Source organism: Pseudomonas brassicacearum, assembly GCF_000585995.1.
Lineage (GTDB): Bacteria > Pseudomonadota > Gammaproteobacteria > Pseudomonadales > Pseudomonadaceae > Aquipseudomonas > Aquipseudomonas brassicacearum_A.
Genome location: NZ_CP007410.1, coordinates 1,879,830 through 1,900,171, shown reverse-complemented (window position 1 = coordinate 1,900,171; position 20,342 = coordinate 1,879,830). Strand labels below are relative to the sequence as shown.

Sequence of the window (20,342 nt, the reverse complement as noted above, 5' to 3'; positions counted from 1 at the left end):
GGCAGTCAGACAGCACCCACCATCAATGCAACCGCTTGCGACACATCAACTGCGCCATCTTCGCGGTATCCGGGCGCTCGACAATGCCCTTCTCCGTGATAATCGCGTCGATCAGGTCCGCCGGGGTGACGTCGAACACCGGGTTGAAGGCGTCCACATCCGCCCCGACCCGCTTGCCGCCGACTTCCAACAGCTCGCGCCCGTCGCGCTCTTCAATCGGGATGTCTTCCCCGCTGGCCAAGTTCATGTCGATGGTCGAACTCGGTGCCACCACCATGAAGCGCACGCCGTGGTGCATGGCGCAGACCGCCAGCTGATACGTGCCGATCTTGTTCGCCACGTCGCCATTGGCGGTAATACGGTCGGCACCGACGATCACCCAGGTCACACCCTTGGTCTTCATGATGTGGGCGGCGGCGGAGTCGGCGTTGAGGGTCACCGGAATACCTTCGTTGGCCAGTTCCCACGCAGTCAGGCGCGAGCCTTGCAGCCACGGACGGGTTTCGTCGGCGTAGACACGCTCGACCATGCCTTCGAGGAACGCACCGCGGATCACCCCCAGGGCCGTGCCGAAGCCGCCGGTGGCCAGGGCGCCGGTGTTGCAGTGGGTCAGGATGGCCTGGGCGTTGCCCTGATGCTTGCGAATCAGGTCGACACCGAGCTGGGCCATGGTCAGGTTGGCTTCGCGGTCGCTCTCATGGATCGCGATGGCTTCGGCCTCAAGGACCGCCAGCGGCTCGGCGTGCTCTTTCAAGCGCCCCAGCCGGTCGCGCATCCGGTCCAATGCCCAGAACAGGTTTACCGCGGTCGGCCGGGAACTGGCCAGCAAGGCAAAATCAGCTTCCAGCGCCGCCTGCCAGTCACCACCCTCGGCTACCCGCGCCCGCGCCGCCAGCACCACACCATAGGCCGCGCTGATACCAATAGCGGGCGCGCCGCGCACCACCATCGAGCGGATCGCCTCGGCCACACCGGCCGCGCTGGTGTAGGCGATCCAGTTTTCCTCGAACGGCAAAATACGCTGATCCAGCAGGTACAGGGCGCCATCCCGCCAATCGATGGCCTTCACCTTCTCCGCAGCCAACAGTCGATCGCGCATCCTTCACCCCGCACTCATGAACAAAAGCCGCCGATTATAGCGATCCCTCTGCGAAGACGCTCGGGTATACTTCGCCATCCTTTATAACCCATGGAACCCTTCCACGATGCCCAAGCCTGCCGTTGCGCTCGACTTATTATTGCTGCCGACCTGGTTGGTGCCTGTCGAACCCGCCGGTGTCGTGCTCAAGGACCATGGCCTGGGCATCCGCGACGGTTGCATCGTGTTCATCGGCCCGCGGGCAGAAGCCCTCAAGTGTGACGCCGCCCAGGTTCGCGAACTGCCCGGCATGCTGCTCAGCCCGGGCCTGATCAACGCCCACGGCCATGCGGCGATGACCTTGTTCCGCGGCCTGGCCGACGACCTGCCCTTGATGACCTGGCTCGAACAGCATATCTGGCCAGCCGAAGCCAAATGGGTCGATGAAGATTTCGTGCGCGATGGCACCGACCTGGCGATCGCCGAGCAGATCAAGGGCGGCATCACTTGCTTCTCTGACATGTATTTCTATCCCAAGGTTGCCAGCGAACGCGTGCATAACAGCGGCATCCGCGCGCAAATCGCCATTCCGATCCTGGATTTCCCGATCCCCGGTGCCGCCAGTGCCGACGAAGCCATTCGTCAGGGCATCGAGTTGTTTGGCGACCTCAAGCACCATCCACGGATCAAAGTCGCATTCGGCCCCCATGCGCCCTACACGGTGGGCGACGAGAACCTGGAGAAAATCCGCGTGATCGCCGAAGAGCTCGACGCGGCCATTCATATGCATGTTCACGAAACCGCCTTCGAAGTGCAGCAGGCTGTGGATAACACTGGCGAGCGGCCCATGGCCCGGCTGGGACGGCTGGGCCTGTTGGGGCCGCGCTTCCAGGCCGTGCACATGACTCAGGTCAGCGATGAAGACCAGGCTTTGCTGGTAGAAAGCAATTGCAGCGTGATTCATTGTCCGGAATCGAATTTGAAGTTGGCCAGCGGCTTCTGCCCGGTGGAGCGCTTGTGGCAGGCCGGGGTCAATGTGGCGATCGGCACCGATGGTGCGGCGAGCAACAACGACCTGGACTTGCTCGGCGAAACGCGCACCGCCGCGTTGCTGGCCAAGGCAGTCGCCGGTTCGGCCACGGCCCTGGACGCCCACCGGGCGTTGCGCATGGCCACGCTCAATGGCGCCCGGGCGCTGGGCATCGAAGCGACGGTCGGCTCCCTGGAAGTCGGCAAGGCCGCCGACCTGGTGGCCTTTGACCTGTCGGGCCTGGCCCAGCAGCCAGTCTACGACCCGGTGTCGCAACTGATCTACGCCACGGGCCGCGATTGCGTGAAACACCTCTGGGTGGCCGGCAAGCCGTTGCTGGAAGATGGCCGGCTGACTCGCCTGGACGAATCGCAGCTGACCGCCACGGCCCAGGCCTGGGGCCGTCGCGTCAGCGGTCACAACGAATAACCCTGCCCCTGGAGCCATGGCTCGGGGCACACGATTTTTCAAGTTTTTCGAGGATCTGCACATGAGCAACGTTGACCACGCCGAAATCGCCAAATTCGAAGCCCTGGCCCATCGCTGGTGGGACCGTGAAAGCGAATTCAAACCGCTGCACGACATCAACCCGCTGCGGGTCAACTGGATTGACGAACGGGTCAACCTGGCCGGCAAGAAAGTCCTCGACGTCGGCTGCGGCGGCGGCATCCTCAGCGAGGCCATGGCCCAGCGCGGGGCGACGGTGATGGGCATCGACATGGGCGAGGCCCCGCTGGCGGTTGCGCAATTGCATCAACTGGAGTCCGGCGTCAGCGTGGAATACCGGCAGATCACCGCCGAAGCCCTGGCCGAGGAAATGCCCGAGCAGTTCGACGTGGTCACGTGCCTGGAAATGCTCGAACACGTGCCGGACCCGTCATCGGTCATCCGCGCGTGCTTTCGCATGGTCAAGCCCGGCGGCCAGGTGTTCTTCTCCACGATCAACCGCAACCCGAAAGCGTACCTGTTCGCCATCATCGGTGCCGAATACATCATGAAGCTGCTGCCGCGCGGCACCCACGACTTCAAGAAATTCATCCGGCCTTCCGAGCTGGGCGCCTGGAGCCGCATGGCCGGGCTGACCGTCAAGGACATCATCGGCCTGACCTACAACCCGCTGACCAAGCACTACAAGCTGGCCGCCGACGTTGACGTCAACTACATGATCCAGACCCTGCGCGAGGAGTAAGTCGATGCGTCTCAAAGCAGTTCTCTTCGACATGGACGGCACGCTGCTCGACACCGCGCCGGACTTCATCGCCATCTGCCAGGCCATGCGCGCCGACCGTGGCTTGCCACCGATGAACACACAGCACATTCGCGACGAGATTTCCGGCGGTGCCCGGGCGATGGTCGCGGTGACCTTTTCCATGGATCCGGAATCACCGGGGTTCGAGGAACTGCGCCAGGAGTTCCTCGACCGCTACCTCAAGGGTTGCGCGGTCCACAGCCACCTGTTCGACGGCATGGCCGAGGTGTTGGCCGATATTGAAGCGGCCAACCTGATCTGGGGCGTGGTCACCAACAAACCGGTGCGCTTCGCCGAGCCGATCATGCAGCAACTGGGCCTGGCCGAGCGCTCGAAGGTGCTGATCTGCCCTGACCATGTGAAAAACAGCAAGCCGGACCCGGAACCGCTGATCCTGGCGTGCAAGATGCTCGACCTGGACCCGGCCAGCGTGTTGTTCGTGGGCGACGACCTGCGGGACATCGAGTCCGGCCGCAACGCCGGCACCAAGACCTGCGCGGTGAGCTACGGCTATATCCACCCGGACGACAACCCCAGGCATTGGGGCGCGGATGTGGTGATCGATCACCCCTCGGCGCTGCGCGAAGTGCTGGATAACGCGTTGTGCGGTTGCTGAGCTGATTCATTGTGGCGAGGGAGCTTGCTCCCGCTGGACCGCGAAGCGGTCCCCTGGACGACGGCTTCGCCGCCGAACGGGAGCAAGCTCCCTCGCCACAAAAGCTTCTTCGCCACAGGTACTGTGCTGCTCTAATTGTTGAGGTTTTTTATGTTTGATTATTCCGCCCGTCCCGACCTGCTCAATGGCCGGGTGATTCTGGTCACCGGCGCCGGTCGCGGGATCGGTGCCGCTGCGGCAAAAGCCTACGCCGCCCATGGCGCCACCGTGCTGTTGCTGGGCAAGACCGAAGCCAACCTGACCCAGGTCTACGATGAAATCGAGGCGGCCGGCCATCCGCAGCCGGCGGTGATTCCGTTCAACCTCGAAACCGCCCTGCCCCATCAATACGATGAACTGGCGGCCATGATCGAAACCGAGTTCGGCCATCTGGACGGACTGCTGCACAATGCCTCGATCATTGGCCCGCGCACGCCGCTGGAACAATTGTCCGGCGAGAATTTCATGCGGGTGATGCATGTCAACGTCAACGCCATGTTCATGCTCACCAGCACCCTGCTACCGCTGCTCAAGCTGTCCCAGGATGCGTCCGTGGTGTTCACCTCCAGCAGCGTCGGGCGTAAAGGCCGGGCGTATTGGGGGGCTTATGGCGTGTCCAAGTTTGCGACCGAGGGGCTGATGCAGACCCTGGCCGACGAAGTCGATACCGTCGCCGCGGTGCGCGCCAACAGCATCAACCCCGGGGCAACCCGCACCAGCATGCGTGCCCAGGCCTATCCGGGGGAAAACCCGCTCAACAACCCGACGCCTGAAGAAATCATGCCGGTCTACTTGTACCTGATGGGACCGGATAGCGCTGGTGTCAACGGCCAAGCCTTCAACGCGCAGTAACCCTCCTCCACGTCGCGACGTATTACCGTCGCGACGCACTCGCCTTCGATGCCCAGCCAGACGAACCGCCAAGTCCACGTCACAAAAAAAGACGAAGGGATGCCAGCGATTGGCTATCAATTCCTTGATTCCTAATCGGTTTTTATTCTAATGAACTGAATGGCACGACTTTCGCTCTAAATATCCTCAAACACGCCATGTTCGGCGGGGAACGGACGTTGAGACGAGTCTTACGCCTGTCAGGGAAGCGGACTAAACTCAAATCAGATGTCCTACGGGACTGAAGGACCAGTACGACGCACTACCAAAGTCGCCTCACCCAGCCCGGCAGGAACAGATTTAGCTTAGGGGCTAACGCCAAAATGAAAACGCCCACCCAGATCAACGCGATTGACTTCGACAGCGCCAAGTTGCAGCGCCTGGGCTTCGGCCAGCCGTCGCCGCTCGTGGCACGGTCCGTCAACCTTTCGCAACTGCGTCAGCAACTGAGCCAACAATTGCAGACCAGCCTGGAGCCGCAACGAATCCTGGGCCTGTTTTTCCGGGAAGTTCAACGCCTGGTGCCCCTGGACGCATTGGCCTATCAGCACAAACCCAGCGATCTGCGTCTCGAATTCGGTCAGCGCGGCCATCACACCCTCAGCTACAACCTCAGCCATGAAGGCGAACATTTGGGGGAGCTGGTGTTTCGCCGCAACCAGCGCTTTTCCGAGTCGGAGCAAAGCGACCTGGAGTCCGTGCTCTCGACATTGCTCTACCCGCTGCGCAACGCCCTGCTCTACCGTGCCGCCACCCAAAGCGCCCTGCGCGATCCCCTGACCGGCACCGGTAACCGCATCGCCATGGACCAGACCCTGGTGCGTGAAATCGACATGGCCAGGCGTCATCTGCAGCCCTTGTCGCTGCTGATGCTCGACATCGATCATTTCAAGCGCATCAACGACAGCCATGGACACGGCGTTGGTGACGAGGTGCTCAAATCCGTTGCCGAATCGATCAAGAATCAACTGCGCAACGTGGACATGGTGTTCAGGTTTGGTGGTGAAGAGTTTCTGATCCTGCTTTCCAACACCAGCCGCGATGCCGCGGCCATGGTCGGTGAACGATTGCGTTACGCCGCTCAGGCACAGGATTATTTCGCGGCGGGCACACGGATTGAACTGACGGTCAGCCTGGGTTGCGCAACCTTGCTGCCGGGCGAATCAGCGGAGAGCCTGTTGCGACGGGCCGACAGCGCGCTGTACGTGGCCAAGCGCGAAGGCCGCAACCGGTTGGCGATGGCGGGCTGAAAAAACAATCAAAGGACACTGGGATCATTGTGGGAGCGAGCTTGCTCGCGATGACGGTCTGACAGCCAACCTCCCCGTTGACTGTCAGCCTCTTCGCGAGCTGACTCGCTCCCACATTGGGTTGCTATCCGAAGCGGAGGAAATCAGCTCCCAGCCAGCGCCAGGCGCTCACGGGTGGATGAAGTTTTCCCCACGGACTCCGACTGCTCCAGTTGCATGCAGCGCTCCAGGAACAGGTACATATAGTCGTAGCTCTTGCATACGGCCTGGCGCAGTTCTGTCTGCAGGGCCTTGCTCGGGTTCATGCCTGCCAGGGTACAGATGATTTCCAAGGCTTCCCAAGGATGGGCGTCATCGTACTGGGCATGCATCTTCAGCCACTTCATGGCCCGCTTGCGGTCTTCCTCGGCGAAAGCCGCCGCATAGACGCCGGTGGAACACACCAGCGCCGACCACTCCCCGGTCGCACCCTCGATGGCATAGTTGGTCGCGGCGATGGCCACGATCAATGAATCCGACGAGCTGGTGTGCCAACACCAGTGGCTCAAGGCATGAAGCTCGGGCGCCACCTGTTGCGCTTGCAGATCTTCCAGGGACACGCCATGGGCGGCGCTCCAGTTCACCCAGTAATCGGCATGGTTGAGTTCGACACGAATGTTGCGCATCAGCCAGCGACGCGCCATGTCCTCGCCGGGATGGCGGGCAAAGCGGGTCTTGGTGAGGTTTTGTGCCATGTATAAAGCGAACTGTTCAACGACCGGCCAACCACCAATGAGGTAGTGGCGCATGGTCTTGGCGCTGAGCTTGTTATCGCGCATGCGTTGATACAGCTCGTGTTCGACAACCCGGCGCTTGCTCTCGCTGCAATCGGTAATGAGCTGTTGTGCCCATTTCGGATAGCTCGTGGGGTCCATGAGCGGGCCTGTTCGGTTGAATATGTCGATCACTGTCGGGCTCCTTTTGATTGTGATTTTCCGGATCAACAAAGAAGTTCAGCGGAACGTGCCGGGGGCCTTGAATAACAACGGCTGAGGCCGGGCCGGCCGACATTGCAACGTGTCACAGGTAAACAATTGCGGGCGTTCGATCACATACCCTTGAGCGTAATCCACACCAATCTCCAGCAATGCCTGCTCGATCTGGGTGGTCTCAACAAACTCGGCAATGGTGCGCTTACCCATGACGTGGCCGATGTGATTGATCACCTCGACCATTGCACGGTTAATCGGGTCGTCCAGCATATCCTTTACGAAACTCCCGTCGATCTTCAGGAAGTCTACAGGTAAATGTTTCAGGTAAGCGAATGAAGACATTCCGGCGCAAAAGTCATCCAGCGAGAAATAGCAGCCCAAGCCCTTGAGTTCATTGATAAAGCGGATCGCGCTGCCCAGATTCGAAATGGCACTGGTCTCGGTAATTTCAAAACAAATCATTTCTGGCGGGATCGAGTAGGCCACGAACTGTTTACGCAGGAAGTCCAGGAACGCCTGATCTCCGATAGTAGTACCTGACAGATTAATCGCACACATGGCCATTGGCTCTTGTCGCGACTCATTCAGGCATTGGCGGATGATCTTGAAGACGTTCTCCACCACCCAACGGTCCAGGGAGGTCATCAGGCCATAGCGTTCTGCCGCTGGGATGAAACTGTCCGGCAAGATCATCCGCCCGGCTTCGTCATGCAGGCGCAGCAGGATTTCAATATGCCCACCACCATGGTCGCCCGGGCCCAGCGCGGCGATTTCCTGGGCGTAAAGACAGAAGCGGTTTTCCTCCAACGCCATATGCAGACGCTGGACCCAGGCCATTTCACCAAAGCGCAGGGACAACTCCGAGTCGTCGGCGTGATAGACCTGGACCCGGTTACGCCCCTTCTCCTTGGCCATGTAGCAAGCCATGTCGGCGGCGCGCAGGGACGCCTCCAGGGTGGTCGGGCTCTGGGCGATGTGCACCAGGCCAATGCTCACAGTGGTGACAAACGGCCGGCCCTTCCAGACAAAGTGCAGGTTCTGCACCGTCTGGCGCAGCCCCTCGGCGATTTTTTCCGCGGCCTCCGGCGAACAATTCTCCAGCAAAATGCCAAACTCATCGCCGCCCAGCCGGGCCAGGGTGTCATTTTCCCGCAGGCCCGATTGCAACAAGGCGCAGATATGCCGCAACAATTCGTCACCCGCCGCGTGGCCGCAAGTGTCGTTGACCAATTTGAACTGATCCAGATCGAGAAACATCAAGGCATGGCGCCCGACCTGACGGGTGAGGTTGTGCAAGGCCTGCTCAAGGCGATATTCGAACTCCCGACGGTTCGCCAGGCCCGTCAGGGCGTCATGGGTGGCCTGCCACGACAGGTTGGCGATGTATTGGCGTTCCTGGGTCATGTCATGCAACACCAGTACGGCGCCACTGACCTTGCCCGCATGACGGATCGGCGCCCCCACCAGGGTCACCGACACCGTGCTGCCGTCCAGGCGCTGGATCAACTTGGAATGCTCGCTGGCGCCGCTGAGCCGACCGCTGAGAATGTGCTCGATCAGGGTCAGTCCCTCGGTCTGTGCGTTGTCGTCGAGCAGATTGAACAGCGCCGCCAAAGGCAGCCCCGTGGCGTGTTCGGCTTTCCAGTGGGTCATCGCTTCGGCAGCGGGGTTCATGTAGGCAATGGCGCCTTCAACGTCGGTGGTGATCACCCCGTCGCCGATGGATTGCAGGGTGATCTGCGCACGCTCCTTCTCCAGTTGCAGCGCATTGGCGAAGACCTGCCGCTGGGCCAGCAATTTATGCGTACGCAATAACGCCAGGACAATCAATCCAAGGGCCGTGGCGAAGTTGGTCACCAGCAACAGGCGCAGGATAAAGCGCGACCCCTCGCCCAGCGCATCGCTGAAAGCCTTGGCAGCCGGGGTGACGGAATCGTTGATCGCAAAGATTTGGGCCTTCCAGCTACGAATATCGCTCTCCGACGCCTGGCCTGCGGTAATGCTGTCGTGCATCTGCCGGGCGACGTTATCCAGCTCGATCAGATAGCCGTCACCCACCGTCCAGAGATCGATGGCCTCTTCCAGGTAACTGAAGTGTCGAAAATTCAGATAAAGCCAGATCACGCTGGACACGTCGTCCGGGTGGTTGCCGCCCTTGAGGATGCCGGCCCTTGCCGCGTCCAGGTCCGGCGGCTCACGGTCGAGCGCCACTCGCAACTCATGGCCGCCCTCGGGTACGGCGATGGCTTGCTGGTACTTACGGAAAATCGCCTCGTCACGGCTGTCGGCATAGAGATTGAGGTAGTAGATGGCGTCTTTCTGGCCCTTGGACCAAAGGCTTTCTCCAGCCACATAGCCGCGAACCGCAGACAATACGTAAAGGCTGACGCCTCCAAGTAATGCTTGAAATAACACAACGGCAATAAAGGGCCAGACAATACCCAGCAGCCGTGGCGTTCCGAGAGTCTGCTTTTGCTTCATGAGGTCCCTTGCACAGGTACTGCCAGATGAACACCCGCGAGAATTCCGCTCCTGACTCCACAGCCTAGGCTAGTTTTCGACCCTTCGAATGACCAGATGAAGGAACGAAGGGCTTTGGCTTGAAATTCGGAGGAAGTCGGGGAGTTTCCTTGAGTTTTTTAAGATACTAAGCGCAGAAAAGCGCAGGAAACTCAAGGCTGCTGTATTTGTTGCAGGTGACCATAGAGTCGGGCGTACAAACCACCCTCGGCAATCAGCTGTAGATGGTCACCGTCTTCAGCGATTTGACCGCCGTCAAACACCAGCACCCGATCAGCCTGTTTCACGGCCGACAACCGGTGGGCGATGATCAGCGTGGTACGCCCGCTGAGGAATCGCGCCAGCGCCTGATGAAGGTTGTACTCAGTGGCGGCATCCAGTGCCGAGGTGGCCTCATCGAGAATCACCACCCGAGGGTTGGCCAACACCATGCGGGCGATGGCCAGCCGTTGACGCTGCCCGCCCGACAGGCGCACCCCGGAACGCCCGACGACGCTCTCCAACCCTTGGGGCAACGCTCGCACCGTGGCATCGAGCTGGGCAATTTCCAGCGCCCGCCAACAGGCCTCGTCACTGCACTCCCGGCCCATGGCGAGGTTGGCACGCACCGTGTCGTTGAACAGCGCCGGGTGCTGCAGCACCACCGCGACGTTCTCGCGGATGGTTTCCAAGCCAATCTCCTGCTGCGTGGCGCCGCCGAAACGGATGCTCCCCGACTGCGGCGTGTACAGCCCCAGCAACAGCTGCACCAGGGTGCTCTTGCCGCCGCCGCTGGCCCCGACGATGGCAACCTTCTCGCCCGGCGAGATGGACAGGTTCAATTGGTCGAGCACCAGCTCCTCGCCATAACCGAAGCTCAAGCCTTGAATGTCGATGCCCACGGTCTCGCACCCCTTGAACGGGTCTACGCCGCCAGCGTATTGCGGTTCATCGGCACGGGCCAGCAACTCGTTGATCCGCGATAGCGCACCGCCGGCGGCATAAAAGGCGTATTGCAAGTTGAGCAGTTGCTCCACCGGGCCAATCATGAACCAGAGGTAGCTGAACACCGCCAGCATCTGGCCGATGGACAGGTCGGAAAACACCACGGTGAGCATGGCCGCCGCGCGAAAAATATCGATACCAAACTGGAACAGCAAACCACTGGCGCGGTTCGAGGCGTCGGTCTTCCACTGCGAACTCACCGCGTAATCGCGGACCTCCTTGGCGCGCGCCCCCAAACGGCCGAGGAAATATCCCTGGCGGTTACCGGCGCGCACTTCCTGGATAGCGTCCAGGGTTTCGGTCAGGGCCTGGGTGAAGCGCGACGTGCTGTCGTTCTCCAGCTTCTTGAGGTGCTTGACCCGCTTGCCCAACTGCACCGTGGCGTAGATCACCAGCGGGTTGAACAACAGGATCAGCAGCGCCAGTTCCCAGTGCATCCATACCAGAATCCCAGCGGTGCCCACCAGGGTCAGCATCGCCACCAGGAAACGGCTGAGGGTTTCGCCGATGAATTTGTCGAGGGTGTCCAGGTCCGTGACCAGGTGGGCCGCCACGGTGCCACTGCCCAGGCTTTCGTACTCGCCCAGGGAAATACGCTTGAGACGCTCGATCAACCGGATACGAATGCGATAGACGATGTCCTTGGCCAGCCTGGCGAACAAGCGTGCCTGCAACACGTTGAACAGCAACGCGCCGCACCGCAGGGCCAAGGTCACCAGCAGCATCAGCCCGATATAGCCGGCCGCGCGCTGCCACTCTGTCGGCAATGCCTGATTCATGACTTTCAAGGCAGCATCGCCGTGCCCCAGCAGCACTTCGTCCACCAGCAGCGGCAACAGCAACGGGATTGGCACACTGCACAACGTCGCTAGAACGGCCACGCCGTTGGCGATCCACAGGGCTTTTTTGTGTTTGAGGGCCAGCCTACGGATTTCTGCCCAACTCAACCGATCGATGCGCCGCGTGGCCGATGCCTCATCCGACAGGTCAGGCACAGGCCGCGCGCTCCAGCCAGCGACCCAGCAATGGAGACAATTGGCTCAAGGGCTGGTAACCGTTAGTAAGCAAGGCCAATTGGCCGTCACGCTCGGCCAGCAACGTGGGAAACCCCGCAATACCCAGGTCCTGCACCCAGGTGAAATCCGCAGCAGTGGCCGCATGTTGGTCGGCGCGATCGAATGCCGCGGCGAATTCGATGCGCGGCAGCCCGGCTTGTTCGGCCAATTCCACCAGGACGCTGGCGAGGGTTACGTCGCGGCCTTGAACATAAAAAGCCTGCTGGATCAGCTTCACCAGCTTCCAGGCCAGGTCAGGCGCCAGGCTACGGGCGGTCACCAAGGCCCGGCAGGCCGGTTCGGTGTCGTAGACGAAACCGTCCGGCAATGCACCTTCAAGCTTGAACGTCTGGCCGGTGGCCTCGGTGACGGCCTGCCAATGTTCCAGGATGTAGCGTCGGGTAGTCGGCTCCAGGGCCGAACCGCTGCCGGTGCGCAAACCGCCCACCACCAGGTGCAACTCCACACCGGCGGCTTGCGCCTGCTCGACCAGTGCCTCGGCCACCGGCGCGAAGCCCCAGCACCAGGAACACATCGGGTCCATCACATAGAGCAGGCGTGGCGCCATGGTTCAAGCCTCGGAAGATGACTGCTTGTAGTTGTAGCCGATTGGATGCGGCATGTTGCGGGCCTTGGCCAATTCGATCTGCTTTTGCCGGTCGATGGCGCTGCGGCGGGTCTTCTCGCTCAGCTTATCCCAGCAATGAGGGCAACTGATGCCCGGTACATAATGCTCCGAGGCACGGTCTTCCACGCTGATCGGTGTACGACAGGCGTGACATTGATCGTAGTCTCCTTCGCTGAGGTCATGACGAACGGTCACGCGGTTATCGAACACGAAGCAGTCGCCACGCCATTTGGTTTCTTCCTGAGGCACCTCCTCGAGGTATTTCAGGATGCCGCCCTTGAGGTGATAGACCTCGTCGAAACCCTGGCCGAGCATATAGCTGGAGGCTTTTTCACAGCGAATGCCGCCGGTGCAGAACATCGCGACTTTCTTGTGCCGGGCAGGGTCGAAGTTGGCCTTGATGTACTCGGGGAACTCGCGAAAGCTGGTGGTCTTGGGATCGATCGCGCCTTCAAAGGTGCCGATGGACACTTCGTAATCGTTGCGAGTGTCGATCAACAGCACTTCCGGATCGCTGATCAACGCATTCCAGTCCTGCGGCTCGACGTAAGTGCCGACTTGTTTGTTCGGGTCTACGCCTTCAACGCCGAGGGTCACGATTTCTTTCTTGAGCTTGACCTTGGTGCGGTAGAACGGCTGCTCGTCGCAGTACGACTCTTTGTGGTCGATGTCGATCATGCGCGGATCGTTCTTGAGCCAGGCCAGCAGGCCGTCGATGCCTTCGCGGGTGCCGGAGACCGTGCCGTTGATACCTTCCTGGGCGATCAGCAGCGTGCCTTTGACGCCGTTGTCGAGCATGGCCTTGAGCAAGGGCTCACGCAACTCGACGTAATCTTCAAGGGTGACGAACTTATACAGTGCCGCCACGACAATGGGTTGTGTCATGGGTGTTTCTCCAGGTGGCTACCCTCGTAAAGGGTGAACCGGACGCGAAAAAAAACGCGCCCGGGAAGGCGCGTTGCGGATTCTAGCAAAAAAGCAGCTTCAAGCTCCAAGCTTCGAGCCACAGGGCTATAGCTTGTAGCTTGAAACTTGTAGCGCTCTACCCCTTGCTACCACCGGCACACGTTGGCGAAGCCGGGGCGGTGTCGATCTGTGCCCATTCTTCGGGGGTGTAGGTGTGCAGCGCCAACGCATGGAATTCGCCCATCAGCTCGCCCAGCGTGCCGTAGACCTTCTGGTGGCGCTTGACGCGATTGAGTCCCTCGAACTGCTGGCTGACCACCACGGCCTTGAAGTGGGTCTGTAACCCACGGCTGTGCATGTGGCTTTCATCCAGCACTTGCAGGTGCTCGGGCTGCAAGAGCCCGAGCGTCGATTCGATGCGTTGTTGCATGCTCATACCAGGCTCCGCTTACGGCTTTTTCTTGGCAGGGGCAGGGGCAGCGGCTTTTGGCTCAAGCTCCGCTGTCATGTCCGCCAGCAGCTTGTTGACCACCGGCACCGCGCTTTCAAGCTTGGCCTGGGTCAGTTGGGCCGATTGCTGAGTCAACTGGGGCATTTTTTCCAGGACTTTCTTGCCCAATGGCGACTGGTAGAAGGACACCAGGTCCTTGAGCTCCGACTCGCTGAAGTTGCTGGTGTAGAGCTTGACCATGTCCGGCTTGAGCTTGTTCCAGCCGATGGCCTGGTCCAGCGCGGCATTGGCCTTGGCCTGATAGGTTTCCAGGGTGGCTTTTTTCGACTCCGGGGCTTTAGTCTGCTCAAAGCGCTGGGCAAACATTTGCTGCACTTGCATGTACACCGGGGTGCCCAGTTTGTCAGCGTGGGCCAGGGTCAGGAACGCTTCGGCACTGGCGTTGTGGCTGGCGGTATCGGCAAGAACAGGGCCGCTGGCACACACCAGAGCAACTGCGGTACAGATGGCACGAAGACGGGTCATCGAGTTTCCTTTCATTAAAGGCGAGGTAAAACCCCAAGGGCGCCCATTCTGCGCCTAAAAAACGCCGCGCCTCAACCCCGATGCTCCCCACGTCCGATTGACGGGCCGAACCCGGCGCCCCTAGATTGAGGGAACCGACGCCGCCCATCAGGGCCTAAACTGCGCATTCAGCCCTACAGGAGTTTGACCCGATGAGCCGTATCGAAACCGACAGCCTTGGCCAGGTTGAAGTCCCGGATGATGCCTATTGGGGCGCCCAGACACAGCGTTCCTTGATCAACTTTGCCATCGGCAACGAACGCATGCCGCTGTCGGTGCTGCACGCCCTGGCGCTGATCAAGAAAGCCGCCGCGCGGGTCAACGACCGCAATGGTGATCTGCCCGCCGACATCGCCCGCCTGATCGAACAGGCCGCCGACGAAGTACTGGACGGCCAGCATGACGACCAATTCCCACTGGTGGTCTGGCAGACCGGCAGCGGTACCCAGAGCAACATGAACGTCAACGAAGTGATCGCCGGACGCGCCAACGAGCTGGCGGGCAACCCGCGCGGCGGCAAGAGCCCGGTGCACCCCAATGACCACGTCAACCGCTCCCAGAGCTCCAACGACTGCTTCCCCACCGCCATGCACATCGCCGCGGTGCAGGCCGTCCAGCAGCAATTGCTGCCGGCCATCGGTGAGCTGTCTGGCGGCCTGGCGGAACTGGCAGCGCGCCACATGAAACTGGTCAAGACCGGTCGCACCCACATGATGGATGCCACACCGATCACCTTTGGCCAGGAACTGTCGGCCTTCATTGCCCAGCTCGATTACGCCGAACGCGCCATCCGCGCCGCCCTGCCAGCGGTCTGCGAACTGGCCCAGGGCGGTACGGCGGTGGGCACCGGACTCAACTCACCCCACGGCTTTGGCGAAGCCATTGCCGCCGAACTGGCGGCGCTGTCCGGCCTGCCGTTCGTCACCGCGCCGAACAAATTTGCCGCGCTGGCGGGCCATGAGCCCCTGACCGCCCTGTCCGGCGCGCTGAAAACCCTGGCCGTGACCCTGATGAAGATCGCCAACGACCTGCGTCTGCTGGGTTCCGGGCCACGGGCCGGGTTCGCCGAAGTGAAATTGCCGGCCAATGAACCGGGCAGTTCCATCATGCCCGGCAAGGTCAATCCAACCCAGTGCGAAGCCTTGTCGATGCTGGCCTGCCAGGTCATGGGCAACGACGTGACCATCGGGTTTGCCGCCAGCCAGGGCCACTTGCAGCTGAACGTGTTCAAACCGGTGATCATCCATAACCTGCTGCAATCGATCCGTCTGCTGGCCGATGGCTGCAGCAACTTCCAGCAGCACTGCATCGCCGGACTCGAGCCGGATGCCGAGCAGATGGCCGCGCACCTGGAACGCGGGTTGATGTTGGTGACCGCGCTGAACCCGCACATCGGCTACGACAAGTCCGCCGAGATCGCCAAGAAAGCCTACGGCGAAGGGCTGACCCTGCGCGAGGCGGCGTTGCAGCTGGGGTATCTCAGCGATGAAGAGTTCGATGCCTGGGTGAGACCGGAGAATATGCTGGAGGCGGGTAGCCAGGGCTGATGACTGGCGGCCCTCAGCGAATGTGTGCCGGACGCAAAATTTGCGTCCACTGAAAATAAAATGTGGGAGCGAGCTTGCTCGCGATAGGGCCGGTCGAGTCGACATCGCCATCGACCGCCACGCCGCCATCGCGAGCAAGCTCGCTCCCACATTGGTTTTGTGTCGGTCGCACGACCTGTTGTGCTCTTAACGCCCGACGGCCATCCGCTCACGCCGGGCCCTGAGCCCAGCCATCAGCGACGGCCCCAGCGCCACCAGCGCCGATCCCAGCACCACCAGCACCGCCCCGCCATACCCCAGCAGATTGATCTGCTCGGCATGGACGTAGTCAGGCCACCACCAGGCGGCTATTGCCACTGCGGCAAAGGTCACCAGCGGCGTGATCGCTAGGGTCGCGCTGACACGCGAGGCTTCCCAGTGGGCCAGCGCCTCGGCAAACGCGCCGTAGGCAATCAGCGTGTTGAGGCAGCACGCGAGCAACAACCAGCCCTGGAGAGGGCTCAATTGCAGCGCTTCCAACGGATGCACCCAAGGCGTGAGCAGCAACGCACAAAACAGGTAGATCACCATCATCACTTGCAGCGAATTCCACACCGTCAACAGTTGCTTCTGGCCCAAGGCGTAGAACGTCCAGACCGTGGAAGCCAGCAAGACCAGCAAGACCCCGGCGGTGTAGTCGCTCAAGGAGGTCAACAGCTCGACGAGGCGCTGGTTGAAAAACAGCGTAAAGCCGATCAACAGCACGGCCAGGCCAATGCCCTGCCCCACGCTGAATCGCTCCTTGAACACAAACAGGCTGGCGACCAGCAACATGATCGGCCCCATCTGCACCACCAGTTGCGCCGTGCCAGGGCTCAAGCGGTTCAGGCCCATCAGGTACAGCACGTAATTGCCCACCAGCCCCAGCACCGCCATCGCCACCAGCCAGCCACCACGAGGGCCAAGCACCTTGCGGCTGGGCAGGCGCCGAGTCGCCGCCAGGTAGATGAACAGCAAGCCACCGGACACCAGCAGGCGAAACCAGGTCACGGTGACCGGATCCATCACTTGCAACACTTGCTTGAGCTTGATCGGCAGGATGCCCCACAGCAAAGCGGTCAACAGGGCCAGAAACAGACCATAGACCCAGCGACCGGACGATACGTGCATGCAACCCTCGAAGCTCAAGACAATGAGCCCCCATTCTAGGCGCGTCGCGCCCGGCGACACAGGGACAGTTGGGCAAAGGCCGCCCATGGGATTGTATGGGTCGCAGCCGTCGATCGGCTGGCCAGGCGCATATTCACGACACCACATATGCTCAATGAAACCGACCACGCGGCCCCTTGGAGACTCACTATGCTTGGCAAACGCGCCCAGGACCCCGTTCCTACGACGATTTTTCGCAGTGACCGGATCTGCCGGGTAAATAGCGAGTTTTATTTCAATACCCGCGAAGGCACGCAGGAGGGTCCATTCGCCAGTCGCGAGGCAGCGGAACGGGAGATAGAGGCGTATATCAGCCGGATGCAGCAGTTGACCCAGGTTGCCAGCTAAGTCCCCCCAGTTCTGGGCGCAGCATTCCTGTGGCGAGGGGATAAATCCCCGCTGGGCTGCGCAGCAGCCCCAAAAGAAACCCCCAGTGTGTCTGACACACTGGGGGTTCAGGTTTCAGGGCTGCTACGCAGCCCAACGGGGATAAATCCCCTCGCCACAGTTAAATCCCTCCCAACAGATGATTCTTTTGCCACCCCATCTCTTCGGTAAACGGTTAACGCACCGCCTCGAACAATCCCGTCGCCCCCATCCCACCGCCCACGCACATGGTCACGATGCCGTAGCGCAGGTTACGCCGTTGCAGCTCGCGCACCAGATGCCCCACTTGCCGTGAGCCGGTCATCCCGAACGGGTGGCCGATGGCAATCGAGCCACCGTTGACATTGTATTTCTCATGATCGATTTCCAACCGATTACGGCTATACAGGCACTGGGACGCAAAGGCCTCGTTAAGCTCCCACAAATCGATATCAGCGATCTGCAAGCCTTTGGCCTTGAGCAACTTCGGCACGGAAAACACCGGACCGATGCCCATCTCGTCTGGCGCGCAACCGGCCACGGTAAAACCACGGAAAAACGCCTTCGGCTTGAGCCCCAGGGCCAGGGCTTTTTCCAGGCTCATCACCAGGGTCATCGAGGCGCCATCGGACAACTGTGACGAGTTGCCCGCTGTCACCGAACCGTCTTCGGCGAACACCGGCTTCAGGCCGGCCAGGCTTTCATAGGTAGTGTCCGGACGGTTGCAATCGTCGCGATCCACCACGCCATCGAGGATCTGCACCGCGCCAGTGTTCTTGTCCTCGACACGGTACTTGACCGCCATCGGAATAATTTCATCATCGAACAGCCCGGCCGCCTGGGCCTGGCCGGTGCGTTGCTGGCTCTGCAAGGCGTAGCGGTCCTGCTCTTCGCGGCTGACCTGATAGCGACGAGCAACGATCTCGGCCGTCTGGCCCATGGGGAAATAGATCCCAGGCACCTGCTCCTTGAGCAGTGGGTTGATCAGGTTGTCGGTGTTGACGCTTTTCATCGTCAGGCTGATGGATTCCACACCGCCAGCGACGATGATCTCGCTGCAGCCGGAGGCGATCTGGTTGGCCGCGATGGCGATGGCTTGCAGGCCCGAAGAGCAGAAACGGTTGAGGGTCATGCCGCCGGTGCCAATGCCCAATTGTGAGAGCACCGCCACATTGCGGCCGATGTTGAAGCCTTGGGCGCCTTCGTTGGAGCCGGCGCCGACGATGCAATCCTCGACGCTGGCCGGGTCGATGTCATTGCGGGCCAACAAAGCATCGACACAATGCGCCGCCATGTCGTCCGGACGGGTCATGTTGAACTTGCCGCGAAAGGACTTGGCCAGGCCGGTCCGTACGCTGTCGACGATCACCACTTCACGCATGGCTGTTCCTCATTATTGTGGTCGGTTGAGAGTGAATCGAGCATAAATCCACTGCATAACCGACCGCGACAATCATTCACCCCGCGTATGCGCTGCCATCGCCTACTTCTTGCCCTTCTTCGACTGACGCGCCTGTTTGCCCGAGCGTTCGAACGCTTCCTCGAGTGCCTGGTTAAGGGTGCGCAGCACCTTGACCCGTGCCCAGCGCTTGTCGTTGGCCTCTACCAGGGTCCAGGGAGAAATCTCGGTGCTGGTACGGTCCACCATGTCGCACACCGCCGCCCGGTAGGCGTCCCACTTATCCCGGTTGCGCCAGTCGTCCTCGGTGATCTTGAAACGCTTGAAGGGGATCTCCTCACGTTCCTGGAAGCGCTCCAGCTGAGTCTCCTTGTCGATGGCCAGCCAGAACTTGACGACCACCACGCCGGCGTCGGCAATCTGCTCCTCGAAATCGTTGATTTCGCCGTAGGCCCGCAGCCAGTCGGCCCGGCTGCAAAACCCTTCGACCCGTTCCACCAGCACCCGGCCATACCAGGAACGGTCGAACACGGTGAACTTGCCCCGCGCCGGAATATGCCGCCAGAACCGCCACATGTAGGGATGGGCGCGCTCCTCTTCGGTGGGCGCGGCAATCGGCACGATGCTGTATTGGCGCGGGTCGAGGGCCGCCGCGACCCGCCGGATCGCGCCGCCCTTGCCCGCCGCATCGTTGCCTTCGAACACCGCCACCAAGGCATGGCGGCGCATGCGTTTATCCCGCAGTAAACCGGCGAACCGCGCTTGCTCGGTAATCAGTTGTTCCTCGTAATCGGCCTTGTCCAGGCGCAGGGTCATGTCCAGGCTGCCAATCAGCGTCACCTGATCGTCCAACGCCGGCAACGGTGCCACACTGACCTTTTCCGGCTTGACCTTCGGCCGGTCCAGGGCCTGGCGCAATCCTTCGAGCAGGATCCTTCCCACCGTGAGGCTGCGATAACAGCTGTCCACGCCTTCGATCACATGCCACGGCGCGTAATCGCGACTGGTGCGGCGCAGCACCCGCTCACCGTACTGGACGAACTTGTCATAAGTCTGGGACTGCTGCCAATCCAGCGGACTGATGCGCCAGCTGTGCAGCGGGTCATCCTTGAGCCCCTTGAGCCGCGCTTTCATCTGCTTCTTGGACAGATGGAACCAGAACTTGAAAATCAGCGCGCCTTCATCGCAGAGCATTTTTTCCAGGCGTTCTGCCGCGTTGATGGCCTGGTCGAGCCGTGGGTCCTTGAACTCGCCGTGAACCCGCCCTTGCAGCATCTGGCTGTACCAATTGCCGAAGAAAATCCCCATGCGCCCCTTGGCCGGCAGCATCCGCCAATAACGCCAGGCCGGTGGCCGCGCCAGTTCCTCGTCAGTCTGTTGGTCGAAGGTGCGCACTTCGATCAGCCGCGGGTCCATCCACTCATTGAGCAACTTCACCGTCTCGCCCTTGCCCGCGCCTTCGATGCCATTGATCAGCACAATGACCGGAAACCGGCCCTGCTGCTGCAACTCGAATTGAGCCTCGAGCAGCGCTTCACGCAGTGCCGGCACCTCGGCCTCAAAGGTGTCTTTATCAATGGCGTGACCGATTTCAGCGGATTCAAACATGG

Annotated in this window: 18 protein-coding genes; 7 read left to right on the top strand and 11 right to left on the bottom strand. The window is 61.0% G+C overall.

Features of this window, described 5'->3' with window-relative positions:
• Nucleotides 1-22: 22 nt before the first annotated feature.
• Nucleotides 23-1,099: an S-methyl-5-thioribose-1-phosphate isomerase gene (mtnA, locus tag CD58_RS08280; RefSeq protein WP_025212560.1), complete on the bottom strand. Its 1,077-nt coding sequence runs from the start codon at nt 1,097-1,099 to the stop codon at nt 23-25.
• A 106-nt stretch (nt 1,100-1,205) separates the two neighbouring features.
• Here mtnA and CD58_RS08275 point away from each other — a divergent pair, with 106 nt between their 5' ends.
• The 5 genes from CD58_RS08275 (at nt 1,206) to CD58_RS08255 (ending at nt 6,153) form a co-directional block, all read left to right on the top strand.
• Nucleotides 1,206-2,537 carry a TRZ/ATZ family hydrolase gene (locus tag CD58_RS08275; RefSeq protein ID WP_025212559.1) on the top strand — a complete coding sequence of 444 codons (1,332 nt, stop codon included), beginning with the start codon at nt 1,206-1,208 and terminating at the stop codon, nt 2,535-2,537.
• Nucleotides 2,538-2,598: 61 nt separating this feature from the next.
• Nucleotides 2,599-3,297: a bifunctional 2-polyprenyl-6-hydroxyphenol methylase/3-demethylubiquinol 3-O-methyltransferase UbiG gene (gene ubiG / locus CD58_RS08270; RefSeq protein ID WP_020299633.1), complete on the top strand. Its 699-nt coding sequence runs from the start codon at nt 2,599-2,601 to the stop codon at nt 3,295-3,297.
• A gap of 4 nt (nt 3,298-3,301) precedes the next feature.
• Nucleotides 3,302-3,973 carry an N-acetylmuramic acid 6-phosphate phosphatase MupP gene (gene mupP, locus CD58_RS08265; RefSeq protein ID WP_025212558.1) on the top strand — a complete coding sequence of 224 codons (672 nt, stop codon included), beginning with the start codon at nt 3,302-3,304 and terminating at the stop codon, nt 3,971-3,973.
• 150 nt (nt 3,974-4,123) lie between these two features.
• A complete protein-coding gene (locus CD58_RS08260; protein ID WP_025212557.1) occupies nt 4,124-4,864 on the top strand; it encodes a YciK family oxidoreductase in 741 nt (246 codons plus the stop codon).
• 362 nt (nt 4,865-5,226) lie between these two features.
• Nucleotides 5,227-6,153 (top strand): GGDEF domain-containing protein, encoded by a 927-nt coding sequence (locus tag CD58_RS08255; RefSeq protein WP_025212556.1) that lies wholly within the window; start codon nt 5,227-5,229, stop codon nt 6,151-6,153.
• Nucleotides 6,154-6,296: 143 nt separating this feature from the next.
• On the opposite strand, the gene CD58_RS08250 is transcribed toward CD58_RS08255, so the two are convergent.
• From CD58_RS08250 to CD58_RS08220, 7 genes are all read right to left on the bottom strand, one after another.
• A complete protein-coding gene (locus CD58_RS08250) occupies nt 6,297-7,067 on the bottom strand; it encodes a TenA family transcriptional regulator (RefSeq protein ID WP_419178824.1) in 771 nt (256 codons plus the stop codon).
• 78 nt (nt 7,068-7,145) lie between these two features.
• Nucleotides 7,146-9,605, bottom strand: coding sequence for an EAL domain-containing protein (locus tag CD58_RS08245; protein WP_025212554.1), 2,460 nt, complete (start codon nt 9,603-9,605; stop codon nt 7,146-7,148).
• A 191-nt stretch (nt 9,606-9,796) separates the two neighbouring features.
• Nucleotides 9,797-11,623, bottom strand: a complete 1,827-nt coding sequence (locus tag CD58_RS08240) for an ABC transporter ATP-binding protein (RefSeq protein ID WP_025212553.1) — start codon at nt 11,621-11,623, stop codon at nt 9,797-9,799.
• Nucleotides 11,616-12,251: a DsbA family protein gene (locus CD58_RS08235; RefSeq protein ID WP_025212552.1), complete on the bottom strand. Its 636-nt coding sequence runs from the start codon at nt 12,249-12,251 to the stop codon at nt 11,616-11,618. Before CD58_RS08235 ends, CD58_RS08240 begins: the two co-directional genes overlap by 8 nt.
• 3 nt (nt 12,252-12,254) lie before the next feature.
• Nucleotides 12,255-13,196 (bottom strand): rhodanese-related sulfurtransferase, encoded by a 942-nt coding sequence (locus CD58_RS08230; RefSeq protein WP_025212551.1) that lies wholly within the window; start codon nt 13,194-13,196, stop codon nt 12,255-12,257.
• 157 nt (nt 13,197-13,353) lie between these two features.
• Nucleotides 13,354-13,653, bottom strand: a complete 300-nt coding sequence (locus CD58_RS08225; protein ID WP_025212550.1) for a BolA family protein — start codon at nt 13,651-13,653, stop codon at nt 13,354-13,356.
• A 12-nt stretch (nt 13,654-13,665) separates the two neighbouring features.
• Nucleotides 13,666-14,193 (bottom strand): DUF2059 domain-containing protein, encoded by a 528-nt coding sequence (locus tag CD58_RS08220; RefSeq protein ID WP_025212549.1) that lies wholly within the window; start codon nt 14,191-14,193, stop codon nt 13,666-13,668.
• Between the two features lie 191 nt (nt 14,194-14,384).
• Here CD58_RS08220 and CD58_RS08215 point away from each other — a divergent pair, with 191 nt between their 5' ends.
• Nucleotides 14,385-15,779 (top strand): class II fumarate hydratase, encoded by a 1,395-nt coding sequence (locus CD58_RS08215; protein ID WP_025212548.1) that lies wholly within the window; start codon nt 14,385-14,387, stop codon nt 15,777-15,779.
• Nucleotides 15,780-15,965: 186 nt separating this feature from the next.
• Here the strand turns inward: CD58_RS08215 and CD58_RS08210 are convergent, their stop codons facing one another.
• Nucleotides 15,966-16,928, bottom strand: a complete 963-nt coding sequence (locus tag CD58_RS08210; protein WP_025212547.1) for a DMT family transporter — start codon at nt 16,926-16,928, stop codon at nt 15,966-15,968.
• A 189-nt stretch (nt 16,929-17,117) separates the two neighbouring features.
• On the opposite strand from CD58_RS08210, the gene CD58_RS08205 reads away from it, so the two are divergent.
• Nucleotides 17,118-17,315 (top strand): DUF6316 family protein, encoded by a 198-nt coding sequence (locus CD58_RS08205; RefSeq protein ID WP_025212546.1) that lies wholly within the window; start codon nt 17,118-17,120, stop codon nt 17,313-17,315.
• Between the two features lie 214 nt (nt 17,316-17,529).
• Here CD58_RS08205 and CD58_RS08200 read toward each other — a convergent pair whose 3' ends face one another.
• Nucleotides 17,530-18,714 carry a thiolase family protein gene (locus tag CD58_RS08200; protein ID WP_025212545.1) on the bottom strand — a complete coding sequence of 395 codons (1,185 nt, stop codon included), beginning with the start codon at nt 18,712-18,714 and terminating at the stop codon, nt 17,530-17,532.
• Nucleotides 18,715-18,816: 102 nt separating this feature from the next.
• The gene (gene pap / locus CD58_RS08195; protein ID WP_025212544.1) at nt 18,817-20,340 is read right to left on the bottom strand and encodes a polyphosphate:AMP phosphotransferase; all 1,524 of its coding nucleotides are present in this window, start codon (nt 20,338-20,340) and stop codon (nt 18,817-18,819) included.
• Nucleotides 20,341-20,342: the final 2 nt, after the last annotated feature.